General features: G+C 68.6%; 18 protein-coding genes and 1 tRNA gene. 9 read left to right on the plus strand and 10 right to left on the minus strand.

Annotation, left to right across the window (positions count from 1 at the left end):
• Positions 1-2 precede the first annotated feature (2 nt).
• Genes ACE3TE_RS02365 through cysK form a run of 5 tightly spaced genes read left to right on the plus strand, consistent with a single transcriptional unit; the run spans position 3 to position 3,890 of the window.
• The gene (locus tag ACE3TE_RS02365) at positions 3-857 is read left to right on the plus strand and encodes a DUF692 domain-containing protein (RefSeq protein ID WP_374601815.1); all 855 of its coding nucleotides are present in this window, start codon (positions 3-5) and stop codon (positions 855-857) included.
• Positions 844-1,623 (plus strand): DUF2063 domain-containing protein, encoded by a 780-nt coding sequence (locus ACE3TE_RS02370; RefSeq protein ID WP_374601817.1) that lies wholly within the window; start codon positions 844-846, stop codon positions 1,621-1,623. The genes ACE3TE_RS02365 and ACE3TE_RS02370 overlap by 14 nt, the downstream gene beginning before the upstream one ends.
• Positions 1,623-2,276 (plus strand): DoxX family protein, encoded by a 654-nt coding sequence (locus ACE3TE_RS02375; protein ID WP_374601818.1) that lies wholly within the window; start codon positions 1,623-1,625, stop codon positions 2,274-2,276. Before ACE3TE_RS02370 ends, ACE3TE_RS02375 begins: the two co-directional genes overlap by 1 nt.
• Positions 2,277-2,307: 31 nt before the next feature.
• Positions 2,308-2,940, plus strand: coding sequence for a ribonuclease T (gene rnt / locus ACE3TE_RS02380; RefSeq protein WP_374601820.1), 633 nt, complete (start codon positions 2,308-2,310; stop codon positions 2,938-2,940).
• Entirely contained in the window at positions 2,937-3,890 is a 954-nt protein-coding gene (gene cysK, locus ACE3TE_RS02385) for a cysteine synthase A (protein WP_374601821.1), read from the plus strand. Before rnt ends, cysK begins: the two co-directional genes overlap by 4 nt.
• On the opposite strand, the gene ACE3TE_RS02390 is transcribed toward cysK, so the two are convergent.
• From ACE3TE_RS02390 to rnr, 3 genes are read right to left on the minus strand one after another with little or no spacing between them, the layout of a single operon-like run.
• On the minus strand, positions 3,887-4,180 hold the full coding sequence (locus ACE3TE_RS02390; RefSeq protein ID WP_374601823.1) for a hypothetical protein: 294 nt from the start codon (positions 4,178-4,180) through the stop codon (positions 3,887-3,889). The two genes, cysK and ACE3TE_RS02390, sit on opposite strands and share 4 nt — an antisense overlap.
• Positions 4,177-4,932 carry a 23S rRNA (guanosine(2251)-2'-O)-methyltransferase RlmB gene (rlmB, locus tag ACE3TE_RS02395; protein ID WP_374601825.1) on the minus strand — a complete coding sequence of 252 codons (756 nt, stop codon included), beginning with the start codon at positions 4,930-4,932 and terminating at the stop codon, positions 4,177-4,179. Before rlmB ends, ACE3TE_RS02390 begins: the two co-directional genes overlap by 4 nt.
• 22 nt (positions 4,933-4,954) lie before the next feature.
• On the minus strand, positions 4,955-7,399 hold the full coding sequence (gene rnr / locus ACE3TE_RS02400; protein WP_374601929.1) for a ribonuclease R: 2,445 nt from the start codon (positions 7,397-7,399) through the stop codon (positions 4,955-4,957).
• Positions 7,400-7,596: 197 nt separating this feature from the next.
• On the opposite strand from rnr, the gene ACE3TE_RS02405 reads away from it, so the two are divergent.
• From ACE3TE_RS02405 to ACE3TE_RS02420, 4 genes are all read left to right on the plus strand, one after another.
• Positions 7,597-7,681: transfer RNA gene (locus ACE3TE_RS02405), tRNA-Leu, on the plus strand.
• A gap of 95 nt (positions 7,682-7,776) precedes the next feature.
• Positions 7,777-8,271 carry a hypothetical protein gene (locus ACE3TE_RS02410; protein ID WP_374601827.1) on the plus strand — a complete coding sequence of 165 codons (495 nt, stop codon included), beginning with the start codon at positions 7,777-7,779 and terminating at the stop codon, positions 8,269-8,271.
• A gap of 67 nt (positions 8,272-8,338) precedes the next feature.
• Positions 8,339-9,460: a hypothetical protein gene (locus ACE3TE_RS02415; protein WP_374601829.1), complete on the plus strand. Its 1,122-nt coding sequence runs from the start codon at positions 8,339-8,341 to the stop codon at positions 9,458-9,460.
• Between the two features lie 32 nt (positions 9,461-9,492).
• Complete coding sequence (locus ACE3TE_RS02420; RefSeq protein ID WP_374601830.1) at positions 9,493-11,481, plus strand: BCCT family transporter; 1,989 nt, start codon at positions 9,493-9,495, stop codon at positions 11,479-11,481.
• Here the strand turns inward: ACE3TE_RS02420 and ACE3TE_RS02425 are convergent, their stop codons facing one another.
• From ACE3TE_RS02425 to hfq, 7 genes are all read right to left on the minus strand, one after another.
• The gene (locus tag ACE3TE_RS02425) at positions 11,482-12,339 is read right to left on the minus strand and encodes a PA4780 family RIO1-like protein kinase (RefSeq protein ID WP_374601832.1); all 858 of its coding nucleotides are present in this window, start codon (positions 12,337-12,339) and stop codon (positions 11,482-11,484) included. It lies immediately after the preceding gene.
• Positions 12,340-12,364: 25 nt separating this feature from the next.
• Complete coding sequence (locus ACE3TE_RS02430; RefSeq protein ID WP_374601834.1) at positions 12,365-13,660, minus strand: adenylosuccinate synthase; 1,296 nt, start codon at positions 13,658-13,660, stop codon at positions 12,365-12,367.
• A 162-nt stretch (positions 13,661-13,822) separates the two neighbouring features.
• On the minus strand, positions 13,823-14,008 hold the full coding sequence (locus tag ACE3TE_RS02435) for a DUF2065 family protein (protein WP_339828600.1): 186 nt from the start codon (positions 14,006-14,008) through the stop codon (positions 13,823-13,825).
• A 2-nt stretch (positions 14,009-14,010) separates the two neighbouring features.
• Entirely contained in the window at positions 14,011-14,883 is an 873-nt protein-coding gene (gene hflC, locus ACE3TE_RS02440; RefSeq protein ID WP_374601836.1) for a protease modulator HflC, read from the minus strand.
• Between the two features lies 1 nt (position 14,884).
• Complete coding sequence (gene hflK / locus ACE3TE_RS02445) at positions 14,885-15,997, minus strand: FtsH protease activity modulator HflK (RefSeq protein WP_374601930.1); 1,113 nt, start codon at positions 15,995-15,997, stop codon at positions 14,885-14,887.
• Positions 15,998-16,011: 14 nt separating this feature from the next.
• Positions 16,012-17,328 carry a ribosome rescue GTPase HflX gene (gene hflX / locus ACE3TE_RS02450; protein ID WP_374601838.1) on the minus strand — a complete coding sequence of 439 codons (1,317 nt, stop codon included), beginning with the start codon at positions 17,326-17,328 and terminating at the stop codon, positions 16,012-16,014.
• A 15-nt stretch (positions 17,329-17,343) separates the two neighbouring features.
• Positions 17,344-17,619, minus strand: a complete 276-nt coding sequence (gene hfq, locus ACE3TE_RS02455) for an RNA chaperone Hfq (RefSeq protein ID WP_374601840.1) — start codon at positions 17,617-17,619, stop codon at positions 17,344-17,346.
• Positions 17,620-17,646: the final 27 nt, after the last annotated feature.

The following is a 17,646-nucleotide window of genomic DNA, read 5'->3' on the forward strand; positions in this document are numbered from 1 at the left end:
TGATGTCCGCGCGCACGCTCCCTCCGAATGCGGCGGGCCTCGGCCTGCGGCGGACCCTGCTGGGTCCGCTGCAGGCGGCGGCGCCCGGTGATTTCGATTTCCTGGAATGTGCGCCGGACAACTGGATCGGCGTGGGCGGGCGCTTCGGCGCCGCCCTGAGCGAGCTCAGTTCCAGGCACCCGCTGGTCTGCCATGGCCTGTCGCTGTCGCTGGGTTCGGTCGATCCTTTCGACGACACCTACCTGCTCAAGCTACGGCGCTTCCTGGACGAACACCGGGTCCCGATATTCAGCGAACACCTGAGCTACTGCAGCGACGACGGCCAGCTCTATGACCTGCTGCCGATTCCCTTCACCGAAGAAGCCGTGCACCACGTGGCCGGACGCATCCGCCAGGTACAGGACACGCTTGGCCGGCGCATCGCGGTGGAAAACATTTCCTACTACGCCGCGCCCTACCAGGCGATGCCGGAAATCGATTTCATCAACGCGGTGCTGGCCGAGGCCGACTGCGACCTGCTGCTGGACGTGAACAACATCTACGTCAACGCCATCAACCATGGTTATGACGCCGCGGATTTCCTTGCCCGGATTCCGGGTGAACGCATCGCCTATTTCCACATCGCCGGCCACTACGACGAGGCCGACGACCTGAAGGTCGACACCCATGGCGCGCCGGTGAAGCCCGACGTGTTCGCGCTGCTCGACGACGCCTGCGCACGCTTCGGCCCGCGCCCGACCCTGCTCGAGCGCGACTTCAACATCCCGCCCTACGCCGAGCTGGTAGCCGAGCTGGGCCAGGTGCGTGCGGTACTCGACCAATACACTGCTTCCGCGGACCGCCATGCCCGCGCCTGAGCGCCTGCGCCAGCAGCAGGCACGTCTCGCCGCGCACATGCGCGACCCGGACCACGAAGCGCCGCCGCCCGGCATCGAGGACCGGCGCCTGAAGGTGTATCGCGAACTTTTCTACAACAGCCTGCAGGGCCTGCTGGCCGCCAATTTCCCGGTGATCCGCAAGCTGCTCGATGACGGGCGCTGGCATGCACTGGTGCGCGATTTCTACCGCGAGCACCGCTGCAGCACGCCGCTGTTCCCGGAGCTGCCGCGCGAGTTCATCCAGCACCTGCAGGAACGCGAGGCCCCGGACGCCAACGACCCGCCCTGGCTGGTGGAGCTGGCGCACTACGAATGGGTGGAGCTGGCGCTGGACCTGAGCGAGGCCAGCGACCAGGACACGCCTCACCTGCCCGAAGGCGACCTGCTCGAGGGCGTGCCGGTGCCCTCGCCCCTGGCCTGGCCCCTGGCCTATGCCTGGCCCGTGCACCGGCTGGCGCCGGATTACCAGCCCGCCGAACCGCCGGACGCTCCGACCCTGCTGCTGGTGCGCCGCGGCGCCGACCAGCGCGTACATTTCCATTCGCTCAGCCCGCTCACGTTCCGGCTGCTGCAGCGCCTGTCCGAACAGCCCGGCCAAACCGGACGCGCCCAGCTCGAAGCCCTGGCCGCCGAAGCCCAGGCGCCCGACGTCGAAGCTTTCGTCGCCCAAGGCCAGCGCATGCTCGACCAGCTCCGTCGCGACGGCGTCCTGCTCGGCACCCATCCCGCCCCGGAGACGACCTGATGGCCCACGATTCCACCACGCGCTGGCTGGCATTGAGCGAACGCCTGGAAGGCACCGGCCGCTGGCTGGCGCCGCTGGGCCTGCGCCTGCTGCTGGCCTGGGAATTCTGGGAGGCGGGCATGCAGAAGCTGCGTGGCGAGAACTGGTTCGCCGGCATCCAGGACAAGTTCCCGCCGCCGTTCAACCTGGCGCCGGTCGACCTCAGCTGGACGCTGGCGACCTGGGCCGAACTGCTGGGCGCGGTGGCGCTGCTGCTGGGCCTGGGCACGCGCTTGTTCGCCTTCGCGCTGCTGGTGCTGACCGCGGTGGCGACGGTGTCGGTGCACTGGCCCGCCGACTGGGGCAGCGTGTCCGAACTCTGGCGCGGCTACGCAATCACCGACAAGGGCTTTGGCAACTTCAAGCTGCCGCTGCTGTTCATGGCGATGCTGCTGCCGCTGGTTTTCCACGGTGCCGGCCGCTTCAGCCTCGACGCGCTGCTGGCCGCGGGCACGGGCACCACGCCGCGCCAGCCGCTGGCCGACCCGAAGGCCTGGGCGCTGGCGCTCGCAGTACTGGCCCTGCCGGCGCTGATGCTGCTGCCGGCGGCGGGACTGGTGCTCGCGAGCCTGGCGGTGCTGCTGCTGGCGGCCGGGTGGCTCTGGCCGGCCTGAGGCGCGGGCGGTCCCTGTTATCCTGCGCGGCATGGAAAACACCCCCCTGCCGCGCATGCCCGAGCGTTTCCGCGGCTTCCTTCCCGTGGTCGTCGATGTCGAGACCGGTGGTTTCGACTGCACCCGCCACGCCCTGCTGGAAATCGCCGCGATCCCGATCGAACTCGACGACGAGGGCTACTACGTGCCCGGCGAAGTCGCCACCAGCCACGTCGAGCCGTACGAAGGCAGCGAGATCGACCCCAAGTCGCTTGAGATCACCGGCATCCGCCTCGACAGCGTGCTGCGCGGCGCCCTGCCCGAGCGCGAAGCCCTCGACCACGTATTTGCGAAGGTGCGTGCGGCGGTGAAGCGCAACGGCTGCCAGCGAGCGATCCTGGTCGGCCACAACGCCCATTTCGACCTTGGTTTCCTGAACGCTGCGGTGTCGCGGGTGGGTCATAAACGCAATCCTTTCCACCCCTTTTCCACCTTCGATACGGTTACGCTGGCCGGCATGGCCTATGGCCAGACCGTGCTCAGCCGGGCGGTGCAGGCCGCCGGCCTGGACTGGGACGGCGACCAGGCGCATTCGGCCGTGTACGACACCGAACGCACGGCGCGGCTGTTCTGCGCGGTGCTCAACCAGTGGCGGCGGTTTTCCGTGAAGGAGTCAGGGTCATGATCCACGACAGCATCCTCGGCACCGTCGGCGACACGCCGATCGTGCGCATCAACCGGCTCGCGCCCGAAGGCGTGACGATGTACGCCAAGCTGGAGTTCTTCAACCCGATGTCGTCGGTCAAGGACCGGCTGGCCACGGCCATCATCCTCGATGCCGAAGCCTCGGGTGCGCTGCAGCCGGGCCAGATGGTGGTCGAGGCGACCTCGGGCAACACCGGCATCGCGCTGGCGGCGGTGTGCGCGGCGCGCGGTTATCCCTTCGTCGCCTTCATGTCGGAAACCTTCTCGGTCGAGCGGCGCAAGCTGATGCGCGCGCTGGGCGCGAAGGTCATCCTGACGCCGGCCGCCGAACGCGGCAGCGGCATGGTGAAGCGGGCGAAGGAGTTCGCGGAAAAACACGGCGCCTTCCTGGCCCGCCAGTTCGAGAACCCGGCCAACCCGGCCTGGCACCGCGCCACCACCGGGCCCGAGATCCTGCGCGATTTCGCCGGCAAGCGGCTGGACTGGTTCGTCACCGGCTACGGCACCGGCGGCACGCTCACCGGCGCCGGCGAGGCGCTGAAACTGGCCCGCCCGGAGCTGAAGATCGCGGCGACCGAACCCGAAGGTGCCGCGCTGCTCTCGGGCAAGGACTGGCAGCCGCACAAGATCCAGGGCTGGACGCCGGACTTCATTCCGGACGTGCTGAACCGCGACATCTACGACCTGATCGTGCCGGTCAACGACGTGCTGGCCCGCGACACCGCCCGCGACCTGGCCACGCGCGAAGGCATCTTCTGCGGCATCTCCGGCGGCGGCACCTTCGCCGCGGCGCTGGAAGTCGCCCGCACCCTCGACCCGGGCAGCGTGGTGCTGGCCATGATCCCCGACACCGGCGAGCGTTACCTCAGCACCTTCCTGTTCGAAGGCATCAACGAAGGCAGCGACGACGACTGGCTGGCGACGCTCTAGGCGTCGCCCGACTTACCCCGGAATCGGCTGGCGCGCGACTTGAGTCCGCGCCACAGGCCGTAGACGCTGATCACGATCCAGGCCAGCTGCATGATCGTGGTCGAGATCACCTCGCGGAAATCCGGCCCCGGGCCGAAGATCGACACCAGGATGAACACCGCGCCGAACAGGTTCGCCAGCTGGTAACCCAGCGAATCACCCTTCAGCCGCCCCGCCTGCAGCAGGAAAAACGCGCCCAGCACGAAGGCGACGCCGGCCAGGCCCACGAAGTCGTACCACTGCAGGCTCACTGCCCGCCTCCCCGCTGGCGGACGACCTCGAACAGCGCCACGCCGGTGGCGACCGAGACGTTCAGGCTTTCCATTTCACCCGGCATCGGGATGCGCACCAGCCCGTCGCAGGTTTCGCGGGTGAGCCGGCGCATGCCCTCGCCTTCGCCGCCCATCACCAGGCCGACGTTGCCGGTGAAGTCGGTGGCGTGGATGCTGGCCTTGGCTTCGCCATCAAGGCCGTAGAGCCAGACGCCCATTTCCTGAAGCGCCCGCATCGTGCGCGCCAGGTTGGTGACGCTGACCACCGGGATGCGGTCGGCGGCGCCGGCCGAGGTCTTGCGCACGGTGGCGTTCACCGGCGCGGCCTTGTCCTTGGGGATCACCACGGCGGTGACGCCGGCAGCCGCGGCGCTGCGCAGGCAGGCGCCGAGGTTGTGCGGGTCCTGCACGCCGTCGAGGATCAGCACCAGCGCCTTGCCGGCCGCGGCTTCGACCAGGCCGGGCAGTTCCTTTTCGTCGGTGGCCTTGGCCGCCTCGTAGCGCGCGACGGCGCCCTGGTGGCGCAGGCCGCCGGCGATGCCCTCGAGCGACTGCAGCGGCACCCGGCGCACGGAGACATCGCGGCGGCGGGCGGTTTCCTCGATCTCGGTGATGCGCGGGTTCTTGCTGCCGGCCTCGAGCAGCACTTCGCGTACGTGTTCGAGGTCGTGTTCAAGCGCGGAGGCCACGGCGTTGATGCCGGCGACCCAGTTGTCCTTCTTGCTGCTCATGTTTGCGTCGTCCTTGCCGGGCTCAGTGCGCCGCGGCCTTCTTTTTCTTCTTCGGCGCGCCTTCCGGCACCACCAGCCTGAAATCAATGCGCTTGTCCTCGACGCTGGCCTTGAGCACCAGCACCCGCACCGGATCGCCCAGGCGGAAGCGCAGGCCGGTGCGTTCACCGGCCAGGCTGCGGCGCAGCGGATCGAAGTGGTAGTAGTCGTGCGGCAGCTGGGTCACGTGCACCAGGCCATTGACCTTGGAGCCGGCCAGCTCGACGAACAGGCCGAAGTTGGTGACGCCGCTGACCACGCCGTCGAACTCGTCGCCGACGTGCTTTTCCATCCAGGCGCTGCGGTAGCGCTCGTCCACCTCACGCTCGACCTCGTCGGCCTTGCGCTCCTTTTCCGAACACTGCAGCGACAGCGCGGCCATGTCCTTGGCGCTGTAGCGGAAGCCGTCGGCGTTGCCATTGTCCAGCGCGTGCTTGATCGAACGGTGCAGCAGCAGGTCGGGATAGCGGCGGATCGGCGAGGTGAAGTGCGCATAGGCCTCCAGCGCCAAGCCGAAGTGGCCCAGGTTGTCGGTCTGGTACACGGCCAGGCTCTGCGAGCGCAGCAGCACGGTTTCAAGCAGCGCGGCATCGGGGCGCACGCGCACCTTGCGCAGCAGCTGGGTGAAGTCGCGCGGCTGCACCTTGCCCCAGGGCGGCAGGCTGAGGCCGAACTCGGACAGGTATTCGAGCAGGTCGCCGTACTTGGCTTCCGGCGGCCGCGGATGCACGCGGAACGGCGCCGGCATCTGCTTGCCGGTGACGAACTTCGCCGCCTCGACGTTGGCGGCGATCATGCATTCCTCGATCAGCTTGTGCGCGTCGTTGCGCTCGAGCATGCCGGCCTGGACCACTTCGCCGCTGTTGTCGAGCACGAAGCGCACTTCCGAGGATTCGAACTCGATCGCGCCGCGGCGCGTGCGCGCCTTGGCCAGCACCTTGTAGAGCTGGTGCAGGCGCTGGACCTGCGGCATCAGCGAACCGACCTGGGCCACGGCTTCCTGGCCAGCCTCGGTGTCGGCCTCGCCCACCGCCTTCCAGACCTGGGTGTAGGTCAGGCGCGCGTGCGAACGCATGATCGCCTCGTAGAACTTCGAGCGCAGCACGTTGCCGTCGAAGTCCACCTGCATGTCGCAGGCGAAGCACAGGCGCTCGACCTTGGGCATCAGCGAGCAGATGCCGTTGGACAGGGTCTCCGGCAGCATCGGCACCACGAAGCCCGGGAAATACACCGAGGTCGCGCGTTTGATCGCCTCGTCGTCGAGCGCCGTGCCCGGCCGCACGTAGTGCGACACGTCGGCGATGGCGACGATCAGGCGGAAGCCCTCGGCATTGGGTTCGCACCAGACCGCGTCATCGAAGTCCTTGGCGTCCTCGCCGTCGATGGTGACCAGCGGCAGCTTGCGCAGGTCGACGCGGCGTTTTGCTTCGGCGGCCGGCACTTCCAGCGGCACCTCGGCGGCTTCGGCCAGGGCCTCGCGCGGGAACTCGTGCGGCAGGTCGTGGCCGTGGATGGCGGCCTGCACCACCAGCGAGGGCGTCAGGCGGTCGCCCAGGACCAGCAGGATTCGGCCCATCGGCGGGCGGCCCTTCTCCGGCGGCTGGGTGACTTCCACCACCACCAGCTGGCCTTCGCGGGCGCCGTTGGTGTCTTCCTGCGGAATCAGCACTTCGGTCAGCACGCGCCGGTCGTCGGGCACCACGAGGCCGATCTTCGCGCGTTCGCTGTAGCGGCCGGTCAGTCGCGTCAGGCGGTGTTCGAGCACTTCGACGATGGCGCCTTCGCGGCGGCCCCGGCGGTCGACGCCGGTGATGCTGGCCAGGACGCGGTCGCCGTGCAGGGCCTTGCGCAGTTCGCCCGGCGGCAGGAACAGGTCTTCGCCGCCGTCGTCGCATTTCAGGAAGCCGAAGCCGTCGGGATTGGCGATGACGGTGCCGGCGACCAGGTCGAGCTTCTGGGCCACGGCGTAGCCGCCGCGGCGGTTGCGCAGCAGCTGGCCGTCGCGGACCATCGCGCCGAGCCGGCGCGAGAGCGCGTCGAAGCGGTCTTCGGCCAGCAGGTCCAGGGCTTCGCCGAGTTCTTCGGCCGTGAGCGGGCCCGGGCTGTCCTGCAGCAGGTTGGCGATGGCCTCGCGGCTGGCGATCGGGTTTTCGTAGCGGGCGGCTTCGCGGGCCGCCATCGGGTCAGCCTGGCCCGGCCGGCCAGCGCCGGCGGTCGTGCCGGATGAGCCGGGTTTGCCGCGGCGGGGCTTGCCGCCGGCGGTGGCCGGTGCCGACCGTGCGGGTTTGCCGCCACCGGCGGCCTTGCCCGGCCCCGTGGCCTTGCCGGACCGGGGCGGCTTGCCCGCGGCGGCGGGGGCGTCGGCGCGGGGCTTGCGGCTGCGTTTGGCGGGTTCGGACTTGCCCTTGGCCGGCGCCTGTTCGCGCATCGAGTCGGGCATCCAGGGCGGGAGCGTGGCGCCGGGCGTCTTTTTCTTGCTCTTGGGGGCTTTTGTCATTCCGCCATGGTACACCGCGGGTCCTGACTGCCGGCGTCACGACGCTCGCAGGCGGCCCGGACACCGTTGACAAAGCCCCGGCCTGGCCTTAAATTACGCGGCTCTTGTCGCCCTGCGCCAAGACACCTGCCCAGGTGGCGGAATTGGTAGACGCACTAGTTTCAGGTACTAGCGGGTAAAACCGTGGAGGTTCGAGTCCTCTCCTGGGCACCAGATCAGAAACACCACGAAAGGCCCGCCTCGGCGGGCCTTTCGTTTTCCCGGCGTCGGTGGCTAGTATCGGGGTTTGACGCCAGGAAGCTCCCCAAGTGCCCCCTCTTTCCCGCATCGCCCTCCTGCTTGCCTGTTTCCTGTCCGCGCCGGCCCTTGCCAGCGAGGCCGACGAGCCACGTCTCCACCTGCAGGCCGACACCAGCCAGGCCGACCTGGCCGGGCAACGCGCCCGCATTGAAGCCGTCGTCAGCACGGACGCCTACGTGGAGCTTCGCCGCACCGGACGCAACGAGCTTCGTGCCAGCCTGGACGCCATCGAGTCCGGGATTCCCGCGGAAGGCACGCTCGGGCAGGCAGCGCCCGCCGAACAGGCCAGGCTGATCGCGCTCGGCGAAGACGTGAACAAGCTGCTCGACCGCGGCTACGCCGACAGCCGCGTCACCTGCTCGCGCCAGCAGCAGATCGGCAGCTCCTTCTCGCGCAAGGTCTGCACCACGGCCGCGCAGCGACGCCGTGCCCAGGCAGGCATCGACGAACACGCGCGGGGTGGCCGTTCCGCACCGGTCGTGGAGTCGACGCCGGCGAACTGAGTCCGCCGGCGAATTCGCGGCCCCCGCGCGGCTGGGCTTCGCAGGACACGCCCCGTAAGGTCCGGGCATGGCGACCCGGCCCTTCCTCCAAGGCGCCCTGCTCGCCCTGGGCCTCGCGACGGGTTCCGGGGGCAGTCCTGTCTTCGCCGCTGAAGCCGACGCCCCTCCTGAAGAGCCCGCCCTCGACCTCGGCGGCGCCGTGCGCTTCAACGTCGGCTGGCGCGATTATGGCGACCCGGCCGGCAACGGGGACCTCGAACTTGAACTGCTTCGCGTCGATGCGAAAGGCCATCGCGGCCCGCTGTTCTTTTCCCTGCAGTACCGCTGGTACGACGGCTTCGACGCCGTGCACCATGCCTGGGCCGGCTGGCGCTTCGACGACGACCGGGACCTGAAGCTGGGCGTCCAGCAGGTGCCCTTCGGACTGCTGCCCTACGCCTCGCACAGTTTCTGGTTCGGATCGGGCTACTACCTGGGCGTGGAGGACGACTACGACCCGGGCCTGGTCTATCGCCACGCCGCCGGCGCCGACAGCTTCCACGCCGGGCTGTTCCTGGGCGATGAATACGGCGACGGCGCGCGCTTCGACCGCTATTCCTTCGACCTCGCCGACGACGGCAACCTGCGCTACCGCGAACGCGGGCGCCTCAACCTGCGCTGGGCACGCCGCTTCGGAAGCGAACAGGCAAACACCGAGATCGGCGCCTCGGCGTTCACGGGACGCGTGCAGGACCAGGCCAGTGGCCGCCGCCACGGCCACCACGGCGCCGCGCTGCACCTGCAGCACCAGCGCGGCGGCTGGACCTGGCAGGGCCAGTGGGCCTGGTACCGCTACGATGTCCCCGGCGACCGCGTGGCGCTTTCCGCCTTCCTGTTCCCCTTCGAAGTCGCCGCCGAAGCGCACGTTCTGAGCGCGAACGCGGCATGGGCGCTGCCGCGCAGCGGCTGGTTCGACGGCATCACCTGTTACGACAACCTCAGCGCAACGCAAGGGCGCGGCGCCACCAGCGGCGATTCCTGGCAGAACGTGCTGGGCTGCAGCTTCGCCAAGGGCAAGTCCTTCACCTACGTGGACCTGATCAGCGGCCGGAACATGTGGTTCATCGGTGGCCCCGGCATCGCACTCGATGCCCCCGGCGAGCCCGGCTGGAACACGCGCCTGAACATCAACATCGGCTTCTATTTCTGAGCCGGCGCACCATCACCCGAGGAGACAACCGGATGCAGAAGGACCCGACGGATCCCGCACCGCGCCGCGGCATCGTGATGAACCCGCCGGTGTTCATCACCTCCGGGGTCATCGTGGTGCTGTTCGTCGCCCTGGCGGCGCTGTGGCCGGAGGCTGCGGAAGAACGCTTCGCGGCCATCCAGGCCTGGGTGATCGGCCAGGCTGGCTGGTTCTACGTGCTGGCGGTGGCCGGCTTCCTGGTGTTCGTGGTGGGCGTGGCGATGTCGGGCTACGGCCGCATCCGGCTCGGACCCGACCACAGCCGGCCCGACTACAGCTACCGGTCCTGGTTCGCGATGCTGTTTTCGGCCGGCATGGGAATCGGCCTGATGTTCTTCGGCGTCGCCGAGCCGGTGATGCACTTTTCCAGCCCGCCGGTAGGCGACCCGTCCACCGCCGAAGCCGCCCGCCAGGCGATGCGCATCACCCTGTTCCACTGGGGCGTGCACGCCTGGGCCATCTACGCCGTGGTGGGCCTGTCGCTGGCCTATTTCGCCTTCCGCCACGGCCTGCCGCTGACCATCCGCTCGGCGCTCTACCCGCTGATCGGCGACCGCATCCACGGCATCGCCGGCCACACCGTCGATACCTTCGCCGTGTTCGGCACCATCTTCGGTGTCGCCACCTCGCTGGGCTTCGGCGTCATGCAGGTCAATGCCGGCCTCAACCACCTGTTCGACGTGCCCGTCAGCATCGTCGTGCAGATGCTGCTGATAGCCGTGATCACCGGCCTGGCCACCATCTCGGTGGGCCTGGGCCTGGACGGCGGCATCCGGAGGGTGTCGGAGCTGAACATGGCGCTGGCGGTGATCCTGCTGGTGTTCGTGCTGGTCGCCGGGCCCACGGTGTTCCTGCTGCAGACGCTGGTGCAGAACACCGGCATGTACATCTCGAACCTGTTCTCGATGACCTTCAACCTCTACGCCTACGAACCCAGCGGCTGGATCGGCGGCTGGACGCTGTTCTACTGGGGCTGGTGGATCGCCTGGTCGCCCTTCGTCGGCATGTTCATCGCGCGCGTCTCGCGCGGGCGTACGATCCGCGAGTTCGTCGTCGGCGTGCTGCTGGTGCCGCTAGGCTTCACCTTCATGTGGATGACCTTCTTCGGCGACACCGCCATCCACATGATCATGATGCAGGGCATCACCAGCCTGGCCGACGCGGTGGCGGCGGACACGACGGTCGCGCTGTTCGAGTTCTTCAGCCACCTGCCGCTGTCGTCGATCACGTCCCTGCTGGCGACGCTGCTGGTGATCACCTTCTTCGTCACCTCCTCCGATTCGGGCGCGCTGGTCGTGGACATGCTGACCACCGGCGGCAACGAAGAATCGCCGACCTGGCAGCGCATCTTCTGGTCGGTGCTGATGGGCGTGGTTGCGGCCGTGCTGCTGCTGGCCGGCGGCCTGAGCGCGCTGCAGACCGCCTCGATCGCCAGCGCCCTGCCCTTCACCGCCGTGATGATCCTGGTCTGCTGGGGCCTGCTGCGCGCGCTGCGCACCGACGCCGCCAAGCGCAGCAGCCTGCAGTTTGCCCGAACCACCCAGGCCGTCGGCGACGGGCGGGGCTGGCAGCAGCGACTGCGCACGCTGGTGCACCAGCCCAATCGCGACGAGGTCGGCGTATTCCTGGAACAGGTGGCGCGCCCTGCCCTCGGCGAAGTGGCGAGCGAACTGCGCGGCCGCGGCGTCGATGCCGGCGTGGTCGACGGCGAGGACGGCCGGATCACGCTCGAGGTACGCCACGGCAAGGAGCAGGATTTCCACTACGTGGTGCGGCCGCGCCCCTACGAGCCGCCCAGCTTCGTGCTGGGCGACACCCGGGCCAAACGCGCCGCGACCCTGCGCTACTACCGCGCCGAGGTGCACCTGAGCGAAGGCGGCCAGGACTACGACGTGATGGGCTGGTCAGGCGGCGCGCTGATCAACGACGTGCTCGACCAGTACGAGCGCCACCTGCACTTCCTGAGCGGCCAGCGCGCCTAGTCAGTCGTCCTGCGCCGCCGCTTCCCTGCCCTGCTGCCGGATCACGGCTTCCTGCCGGGCGTCCTCGATGGACATCAGCACGGCGTCGATGTCGGCGTCGTGCTCGCTGAAGGTGAACGCCCCGGTGAGTTCGGTCTCCGGGCCCAGCTCGCCCTTTTCGAACAGCGCCCACATCTCTTCGCCGTAGTGCAGGTTCACGAGGTCGGGGGCGAACCGGGCCAGGGCGGTGCGCAGGCGGTTCACGTCGCGCAGCAGCATGGTCCGCGCATTGTTGTTGCCGGCGGCGCTGACCGCCTGGGGCAGGTCGATGATGACCGGACCCTCGGGATCCACCAGCACGTTGTATTCGGAAAGGTCGCCATGGATGACGCCGACGCAGAGCATGCGCACGACCTGGCGCACCAGGAACCGGAAGAATTCGCGTGCCTGTTCGGAATCAAGCTCGACCTCGCCCAGGCGCGGGGCGCTATGGCCCTCGCTGTCGGCGATCAGCTCCATGATCAGCACGCCGTTGAAATAGCCCAGGGGCCGCGGCACGCGCACGTTCGCCGCCGACAGCTGGTAGAGCGCATCGACTTCGGTGTTCTTCCAGGCGGACTCCAGTTCCTTCTTGCCGAACTTGCTGCCCTTGCCCATGGCACGCGCCTGGCGGCTGCCGCGGACCTTGCGGCCTTCCTGGTACAACGAACGTGCCTGGAAGCTTCGCTGCCCCAGGTCCTTGTAGACCTTTGCGCACAGGATCTCGTCGCCCCTGCGGACGACGAACACGGAGGCCTCCTTGCCACTCTTGAGCTGGCGCAGCACGTCGTGAACCACGCCGTCGTCAACCAGGGCCTGCAGCCCGGCGGGAGTCTTCATTGGACAGCTCCGCCGGTCGGCCGGATCAGGAGGCGTAGGGGTCCTGCAGCACGATCGTGGACTCGCGGCCCGGACCGGTGCTGACGATGGCCAGCGGGCAGCCAGCCAGTTCCTCGAGCGCACGCAGGTAGGCGCGGGCCGCGGGCGGCAGCTTGTCCCATTCGGTGATACCCGCCGTGGACTCTTCCCAACCCGGGAACTCGAGGTACACCGGCGTGCACTCGTCCCAGCCGGCGGCGTCGAGCGGCGCGTATTCGGTGCGCTTGCCGCGGTATTCGTAGGCGATGCAGATCTTGAGCTTCTCCATCCCGTCCAGGATGTCGAGCTTGGTGATGCACAGGCCGGTGATGCCGTTGATGGCGACCGCGCGCTTGAGCGCGACGATGTCCATCCAGCCGCAGCGGCGCGGGCGGCCGGTGGTGGCGCCGTATTCCTGGCCGCGGTCGCGAATGCCCTGGCCGACGTCGTCGTGCAGCTCGGTCGGGAACGGACCGCCGCCGACGCGGGTGGCGTAGGCCTTGGCGATGCCCAGCACGTAGTCGATGGCGTCGGCGCCGACGCCGGTGCCGGCCATGGCGCCGCCGACGGTGGTGTTGGACGAGGTGACGTAGGGATAGGTGCCGTGGTCGATGTCGAGCAGCGAACCCTGCGCGCCTTCGAACATCACCCGCTTACCCTGCTTGCGCAGCTCGTGCAGGATGCCGGCGACGTCGGCCTTCATCGGGTCGACGTACTTGCCGAATTCCAGGGCTTCGTCGAGGGTCTTCTGGAAGTCCACCGCCTCGACGCCCAGGTATTTGGTGAGCACGAAGTTGTGGTAATCCATGGTCTCGCGCAGCTTGTCGGCGAGCTCCTTCGGGTAGTTCAGGTCGGCGACGCGGATGCCGCGGCGGGCCACCTTGTCTTCGTAGGCCGGGCCGATGCCACGGCCGGTGGTGCCGATGGCCTTGCCGCCGGCGGCCTTCTCGCGCGCCTGGTCCAGGGCGATGTGGTACGGCATGATCAGCGGCGTCGCCGGGCTGATCTTCAGGCGCGAGCGAACCTCGACGCCGTTTTCCTCGAGCTGGCCGATTTCCTTCTGCAGGGCGGCCGGGCTGAGCACCACGCCGTTGCCGATCAGGCACAGCGCGCCTTCGCGGAGGATGCCGGAGGGGATCAGGTGCAGGACGGTCTTCTTGCCCTTGATCACCAGGGTGTGGCCGGCGTTATGGCCACCCTGGAAGCGCACGACCGCGCCGATTTCCTCGGTGAGCAGGTCGACGATCTTGCCCTTGCCCTCGTCGCCCCACTGGGCACCCAACACCACGACCGACTGACCCATGACCTGCACTCCGAAAAAGGATTGGCGACGGGGCGACGGCGTCGGGCCGCTGACCGGGGCCCAGACACGGAAAAAGCCGGAGGTCGCCCCGGCTTTGCGAAATTATCCGCGTTTTGTCCGGCCGGGGCTAGCCCGGCGGGACCAGGCCCAAAGAGGCCGGGGTCAGGCCCGGACCCACTGCAGGGCCAGCAGGCCCAGGCCGATCATCACGGCCCCGGCGATGCGCAGGGGCCGGTCGCCCATTTCCATGAGCTGGGCCACGGCCCGCTTCCAGGCGCCGGGGGCCGCGAACAGCAGCAGCCCCTCGAGCACCAGCACCAGGCACAGCGCGGCCCAGAGGTCGGGCACGGTCAGCGACCGCTGTTTTCCATGTAGCGCAGGAACTCCGAGTCCGGGTCCAGCACCAGCACGGTCTGGCCGTCGGCCATCGCGTTCCGGTAGAGCTCCAGGCTGCGGTAGAAGGCGTAGAACTCCGGATCGCCGCCATAGGCCGCGGCGGCGATCTCGGCGGCGCGGGCGTCGCCTTCACCGCGCAGCTTCTGGGCGTCGCGCTCGGCTTCGGCCAGGGTGACCACGCGCTGGCGGTCGGCCTCGGAGCGGATGGTTTCGCTCAGCTCCACGCCTTCGGCGCGCAGCTGGTTGGCCACCTGGGTGCGCTCGGTACGCATGCGGCTGTAGACGGTGGTCAGGATGTTGCTGTCGTCGGGCAGGTTGATACGCTTGATGCGCACGTCCACCACCTCGACGCCCAGCGACTGGGCGCTTTCGTTGACCTTCTCGAGGAAGGCGCCGGAAAGTTCCGCGCGGCCGGCGGAAACCACTTCCTGCAGCGTGCGCTGGTTGATCTCGTTTCGCAGTGCGTTCTTGACGATCGGGGTCAGGCGCTGGCGCGCGGCTTCCTCGCTGCCGCCGCTGGCGGCGCGGTAGTAGGTGGCCACGTCCTTGATGCGCCACTTGACGAAGAAGTCGACGCTGACGTCCTTCTTCTCCGAGGTCAGGTAGCGCTCCGGCTGGTCGTCGAGCGAGAGGATGCGCTGGTCGAACTTGCGCACCTCTTCCACCAGCGGCCACTTGAAGTGCAGGCCGGGCTGGATGTCGGCGCGCACGACGCGGCCGAGGTTGAGCACGATGGCGGTCTGGCTTTCGTTGACGATGTAAACCGAACCCATGGCCGCCAGCAGTGCGGCGATGGCGGCGAAAACGATCACGGTGAAACGGTTCATGTCAGCGGCCTCCCTGGCGGCGGGTGTCGCGGGGGTCACGCGCATCGGGTTCCGGCTCGGACGCCGCCTGGGTCGCCGGCAGGCGCAGCACCGGGGCCTCGGTCGGGATGCGGGTGCGGTTGGTTTCGCCCCCCAGCGGCAGGTAAAGGATGTTGTCCTCGCCGGCGATCACCTTCGGATTGGCCGACAGCACGTCCTGCATGGTTTCCAGGTACAGGCGCTTGCGGGTGACTTCCGGCGCCTGGCGGTACTCGTCCACCAGCAGCGTGAAGCGTTCGGCGTCACCCTCGGCGCGGGCGATGGCCTGGGCGCGATAGCCTTCGGCCTCGGTGCGCATGCGCGCGGCGACACCGCGGGCTTCCGGCACGACCTTGCTGGCGTAGGCGCGGGCCTCGTTCTGGATGCGGTCCTTGTCCTCGCGGGCGGCGATGGCGTCGTCGAAGGCTTCCTTCACCTCTTCCGGCGGACGCGCGTCCTGCAGGTTGAAATTGATGACGGTCAGGCCGGTCTGGTAGAAGTCCAGCGACTCCTGCAGGCGCTGCTGCGCCTCGATCACCAGCTGGGCGCGGTCGAACAGCACCGTGTCCATGGTGTTGCGGCCGACCACTTCGCGCACGGCGCTTTCGGCCGAGTCGGTGAGCGTCTGCTCCGGCTGGACCGAGCCGAACAGGAAGGTGCGCGGGTCGGTACGGCTGAACTGCACGTTGAACTTGATGTCGATCAGGTTCTCGTCCTGCGTGAGCACGCGCACCTGGTCGGTCATCTCCACCACCTCGGTGGCGGGCACGACGTAGACGGCTTCGATCGGCCACGGCCACTTGAAGTTCGGGCCCGGCATCATGATCCGGTTGAATTCGCCGAAGCGCAGCACGACGCCGCGCTCGCGTTCGTCCATCAGCTTGAAACTGTTGAACACCAGCCAGATGCCGAACAGGCCGACGATCCAGGGCACCGGATTGAAGCCGCCGGACGAATTCGAGCCGCGGCCGCGATTGCCACCGCCGCCACCACCGAACATGCCCTTGAGGCGGTTCACGAAGGCTTCGACCTCATTGCCGGGGTCCTTGCCTTTCCAGGGATCTTGGTTGCCTTTTCCAGGCTGGTTCCAGGCCATTGCTTGCTCACGCATCAGGTGGTCTCGGGATTGTAGGTAGGGGCGACGGGGGCCACAAGCAAGAGGCCGGACAGGGCATCGCCGCCCGGCTCGTCGGCCAGGCGTTCGGCAACGGCGCGCGGCAGGTCGATGTGAAGGCGCCAGCCGGTTTCGTCGCTTGACTCGGTCTTCACGGCGCCGACCTCGTGCAGGCGCGCGCGCAGACGGCCCTGGGCCGGGCCCAGCGCCAGTTCACCGGCGACGCGACGGTCCAGGAAACGGTCGGTCAGCAGCTCGCGCAGGCCATCCAGGCCGTCGCCGGTCTTCGCGGAAAGCCAGACCCGCTCACGGCCCTCGACCTCCGGATCGCGCCGGGGCACGGCGCCTTCGATGCGGTCGATCTTGTTGAACACCAGCACCTGCGGGATGTCGCCGGCACCGATTTCGGCCAGCACCGTGTCGACCTGGCCGATGCGCTCGTCGCGAAGCTCGTCGGCGGCGTCCACCACGTGCAGCAGCAGGTCGGCGTCGCGCGCCTCCGACAGCGTCGAGCGGAAGGCGGCGACCAGTTCATGCGGCAGGTCGCGCACGAAACCGACCGTGTCCGACAGCACCAGCGGCGCCACGCCGTCGATGCGCCGCGTGGTCGGGTCGAGCGTGGCGAACAGGCGGTCGTCGGCGTAGACGCCCGAGTTGGTCAGGATGTTGAAGAGCGTGGACTTGCCGGCATTGGTGTAGCCGACCAGGGCGACGCGCGGGATGTCGTTGCGCATGCGCGCCCGGCGCATCTGGGTGCGCTGCACCTCGACCTTGTCCAGGCGCGCGCGCACCGATTCGAGCTTCTTCTGCAGCATGCGCTTGTCGAGCTCGAGCTGGGTTTCGCCCGGGCCGCGCAGGCCGATCGCACCGCCGCGCTGGCGTTCGAGGTGGGTCCAGCCGCGCACCAGGCGCGTGGCCCAGTGCTTGAGCTGGGCCAGTTCGACCTGCAGCTTGCCTTCGTGGCTGGCCGCACGCTGCGCGAAGATGTCGAGGATCAGGCCGGTGCGATCCACCACGCGGCGCTTGAGCACGCGCTCGAGATTGCGTTCCTGCGCCGGCGTCAGCAGCTCGTTCACCAGCACCAGGTCGGCTTCGGTCGCCTCGCAGGCAGACTTCACTTCCTCGAGCTTGCCGGTGCCGATGTAGTACGCCGGGTTCGGCCGTTCGACGCGCGCCGGCACGGTGCCGACCACGGTGGCACCGGCCGAGTGGGCCAGTTCGGTGAATTCCTCGAGGCGGGACGGATCCTGCAGGCCCGGCGGGTGCGGCTGCACCAGCAGGGCACGTTCGCCCTTGCGGGCGCGCTCAAACATCAGTCGTCACGCGGATCAATCTTCCTGGCCCGCTTCTTCGTCGTCGCCGTTGGCCGAAGCCGCCTGGGCGCCACCCGGACCGATGCGCACGTTGCGCGCCGGGACGACGGTGGAGATGGCGTGCTTGTAGACCATCTGGCTGACCGTATTGCGCAGCAGCACCACGAACTGGTCGAAACTCTCGATCGTGCCCTGCAGCTTGATGCCGTTGACCAGGTAGATCGAAACAGGGATGCGCTCGCGGCGCAGGGCGTTCAGGAAGGGATCCTGGAGGGATTGGCCTTTGGACATCTTTGGACTCCGTCTTCTTATTGTGGC

The organism is Arenimonas sp., assembly GCF_041919775.1.
GTDB lineage: Bacteria > Pseudomonadota > Gammaproteobacteria > Xanthomonadales > Xanthomonadaceae > Arenimonas.

What these genes read in the sequence shown, in the direction of transcription:
- hfq (WP_374601840.1), bottom strand. Translation starts at nt 17,619, where the DNA reads ATGTCCAAAGGCCAATCCCTCCAGGATCCCTTCCTGAACGCCCTGCGC.
- ACE3TE_RS02420 (WP_374601830.1), top strand. Translation starts at nt 9,493, where the DNA reads ATGCAGAAGGACCCGACGGATCCCGCACCGCGCCGCGGCATCGTGATG.
- rnr (WP_374601929.1), bottom strand. Translation starts at nt 7,399, where the DNA reads ATGCGCGAACAGGCGCCGGCCAAGGGCAAGTCCGAACCCGCCAAACGC.
- ACE3TE_RS02370 (WP_374601817.1), top strand. Translation starts at nt 844, where the DNA reads ATGCCCGCGCCTGAGCGCCTGCGCCAGCAGCAGGCACGTCTCGCCGCG.
- ACE3TE_RS02415 (WP_374601829.1), top strand. Translation starts at nt 8,339, where the DNA reads ATGGCGACCCGGCCCTTCCTCCAAGGCGCCCTGCTCGCCCTGGGCCTC.
- ACE3TE_RS02430 (WP_374601834.1), bottom strand. Translation starts at nt 13,660, where the DNA reads ATGGGTCAGTCGGTCGTGGTGTTGGGTGCCCAGTGGGGCGACGAGGGC.
- hflX (WP_374601838.1), bottom strand. Translation starts at nt 17,328, where the DNA reads ATGTTTGAGCGCGCCCGCAAGGGCGAACGTGCCCTGCTGGTGCAGCCG.
- cysK (WP_374601821.1), top strand. Translation starts at nt 2,937, where the DNA reads ATGATCCACGACAGCATCCTCGGCACCGTCGGCGACACGCCGATCGTG.
- ACE3TE_RS02425 (WP_374601832.1), bottom strand. Translation starts at nt 12,339, where the DNA reads ATGAAGACTCCCGCCGGGCTGCAGGCCCTGGTTGACGACGGCGTGGTT.
- hflC (WP_374601836.1), bottom strand. Translation starts at nt 14,883, where the DNA reads ATGAACCGTTTCACCGTGATCGTTTTCGCCGCCATCGCCGCACTGCTG.
- rlmB (WP_374601825.1), bottom strand. Translation starts at nt 4,932, where the DNA reads ATGAGCAGCAAGAAGGACAACTGGGTCGCCGGCATCAACGCCGTGGCC.
- ACE3TE_RS02365 (WP_374601815.1), top strand. Translation starts at nt 3, where the DNA reads ATGTCCGCGCGCACGCTCCCTCCGAATGCGGCGGGCCTCGGCCTGCGG.
- rnt (WP_374601820.1), top strand. Translation starts at nt 2,308, where the DNA reads ATGGAAAACACCCCCCTGCCGCGCATGCCCGAGCGTTTCCGCGGCTTC.
- ACE3TE_RS02375 (WP_374601818.1), top strand. Translation starts at nt 1,623, where the DNA reads ATGGCCCACGATTCCACCACGCGCTGGCTGGCATTGAGCGAACGCCTG.
- hflK (WP_374601930.1), bottom strand. Translation starts at nt 15,997, where the DNA reads ATGGCCTGGAACCAGCCTGGAAAAGGCAACCAAGATCCCTGGAAAGGC.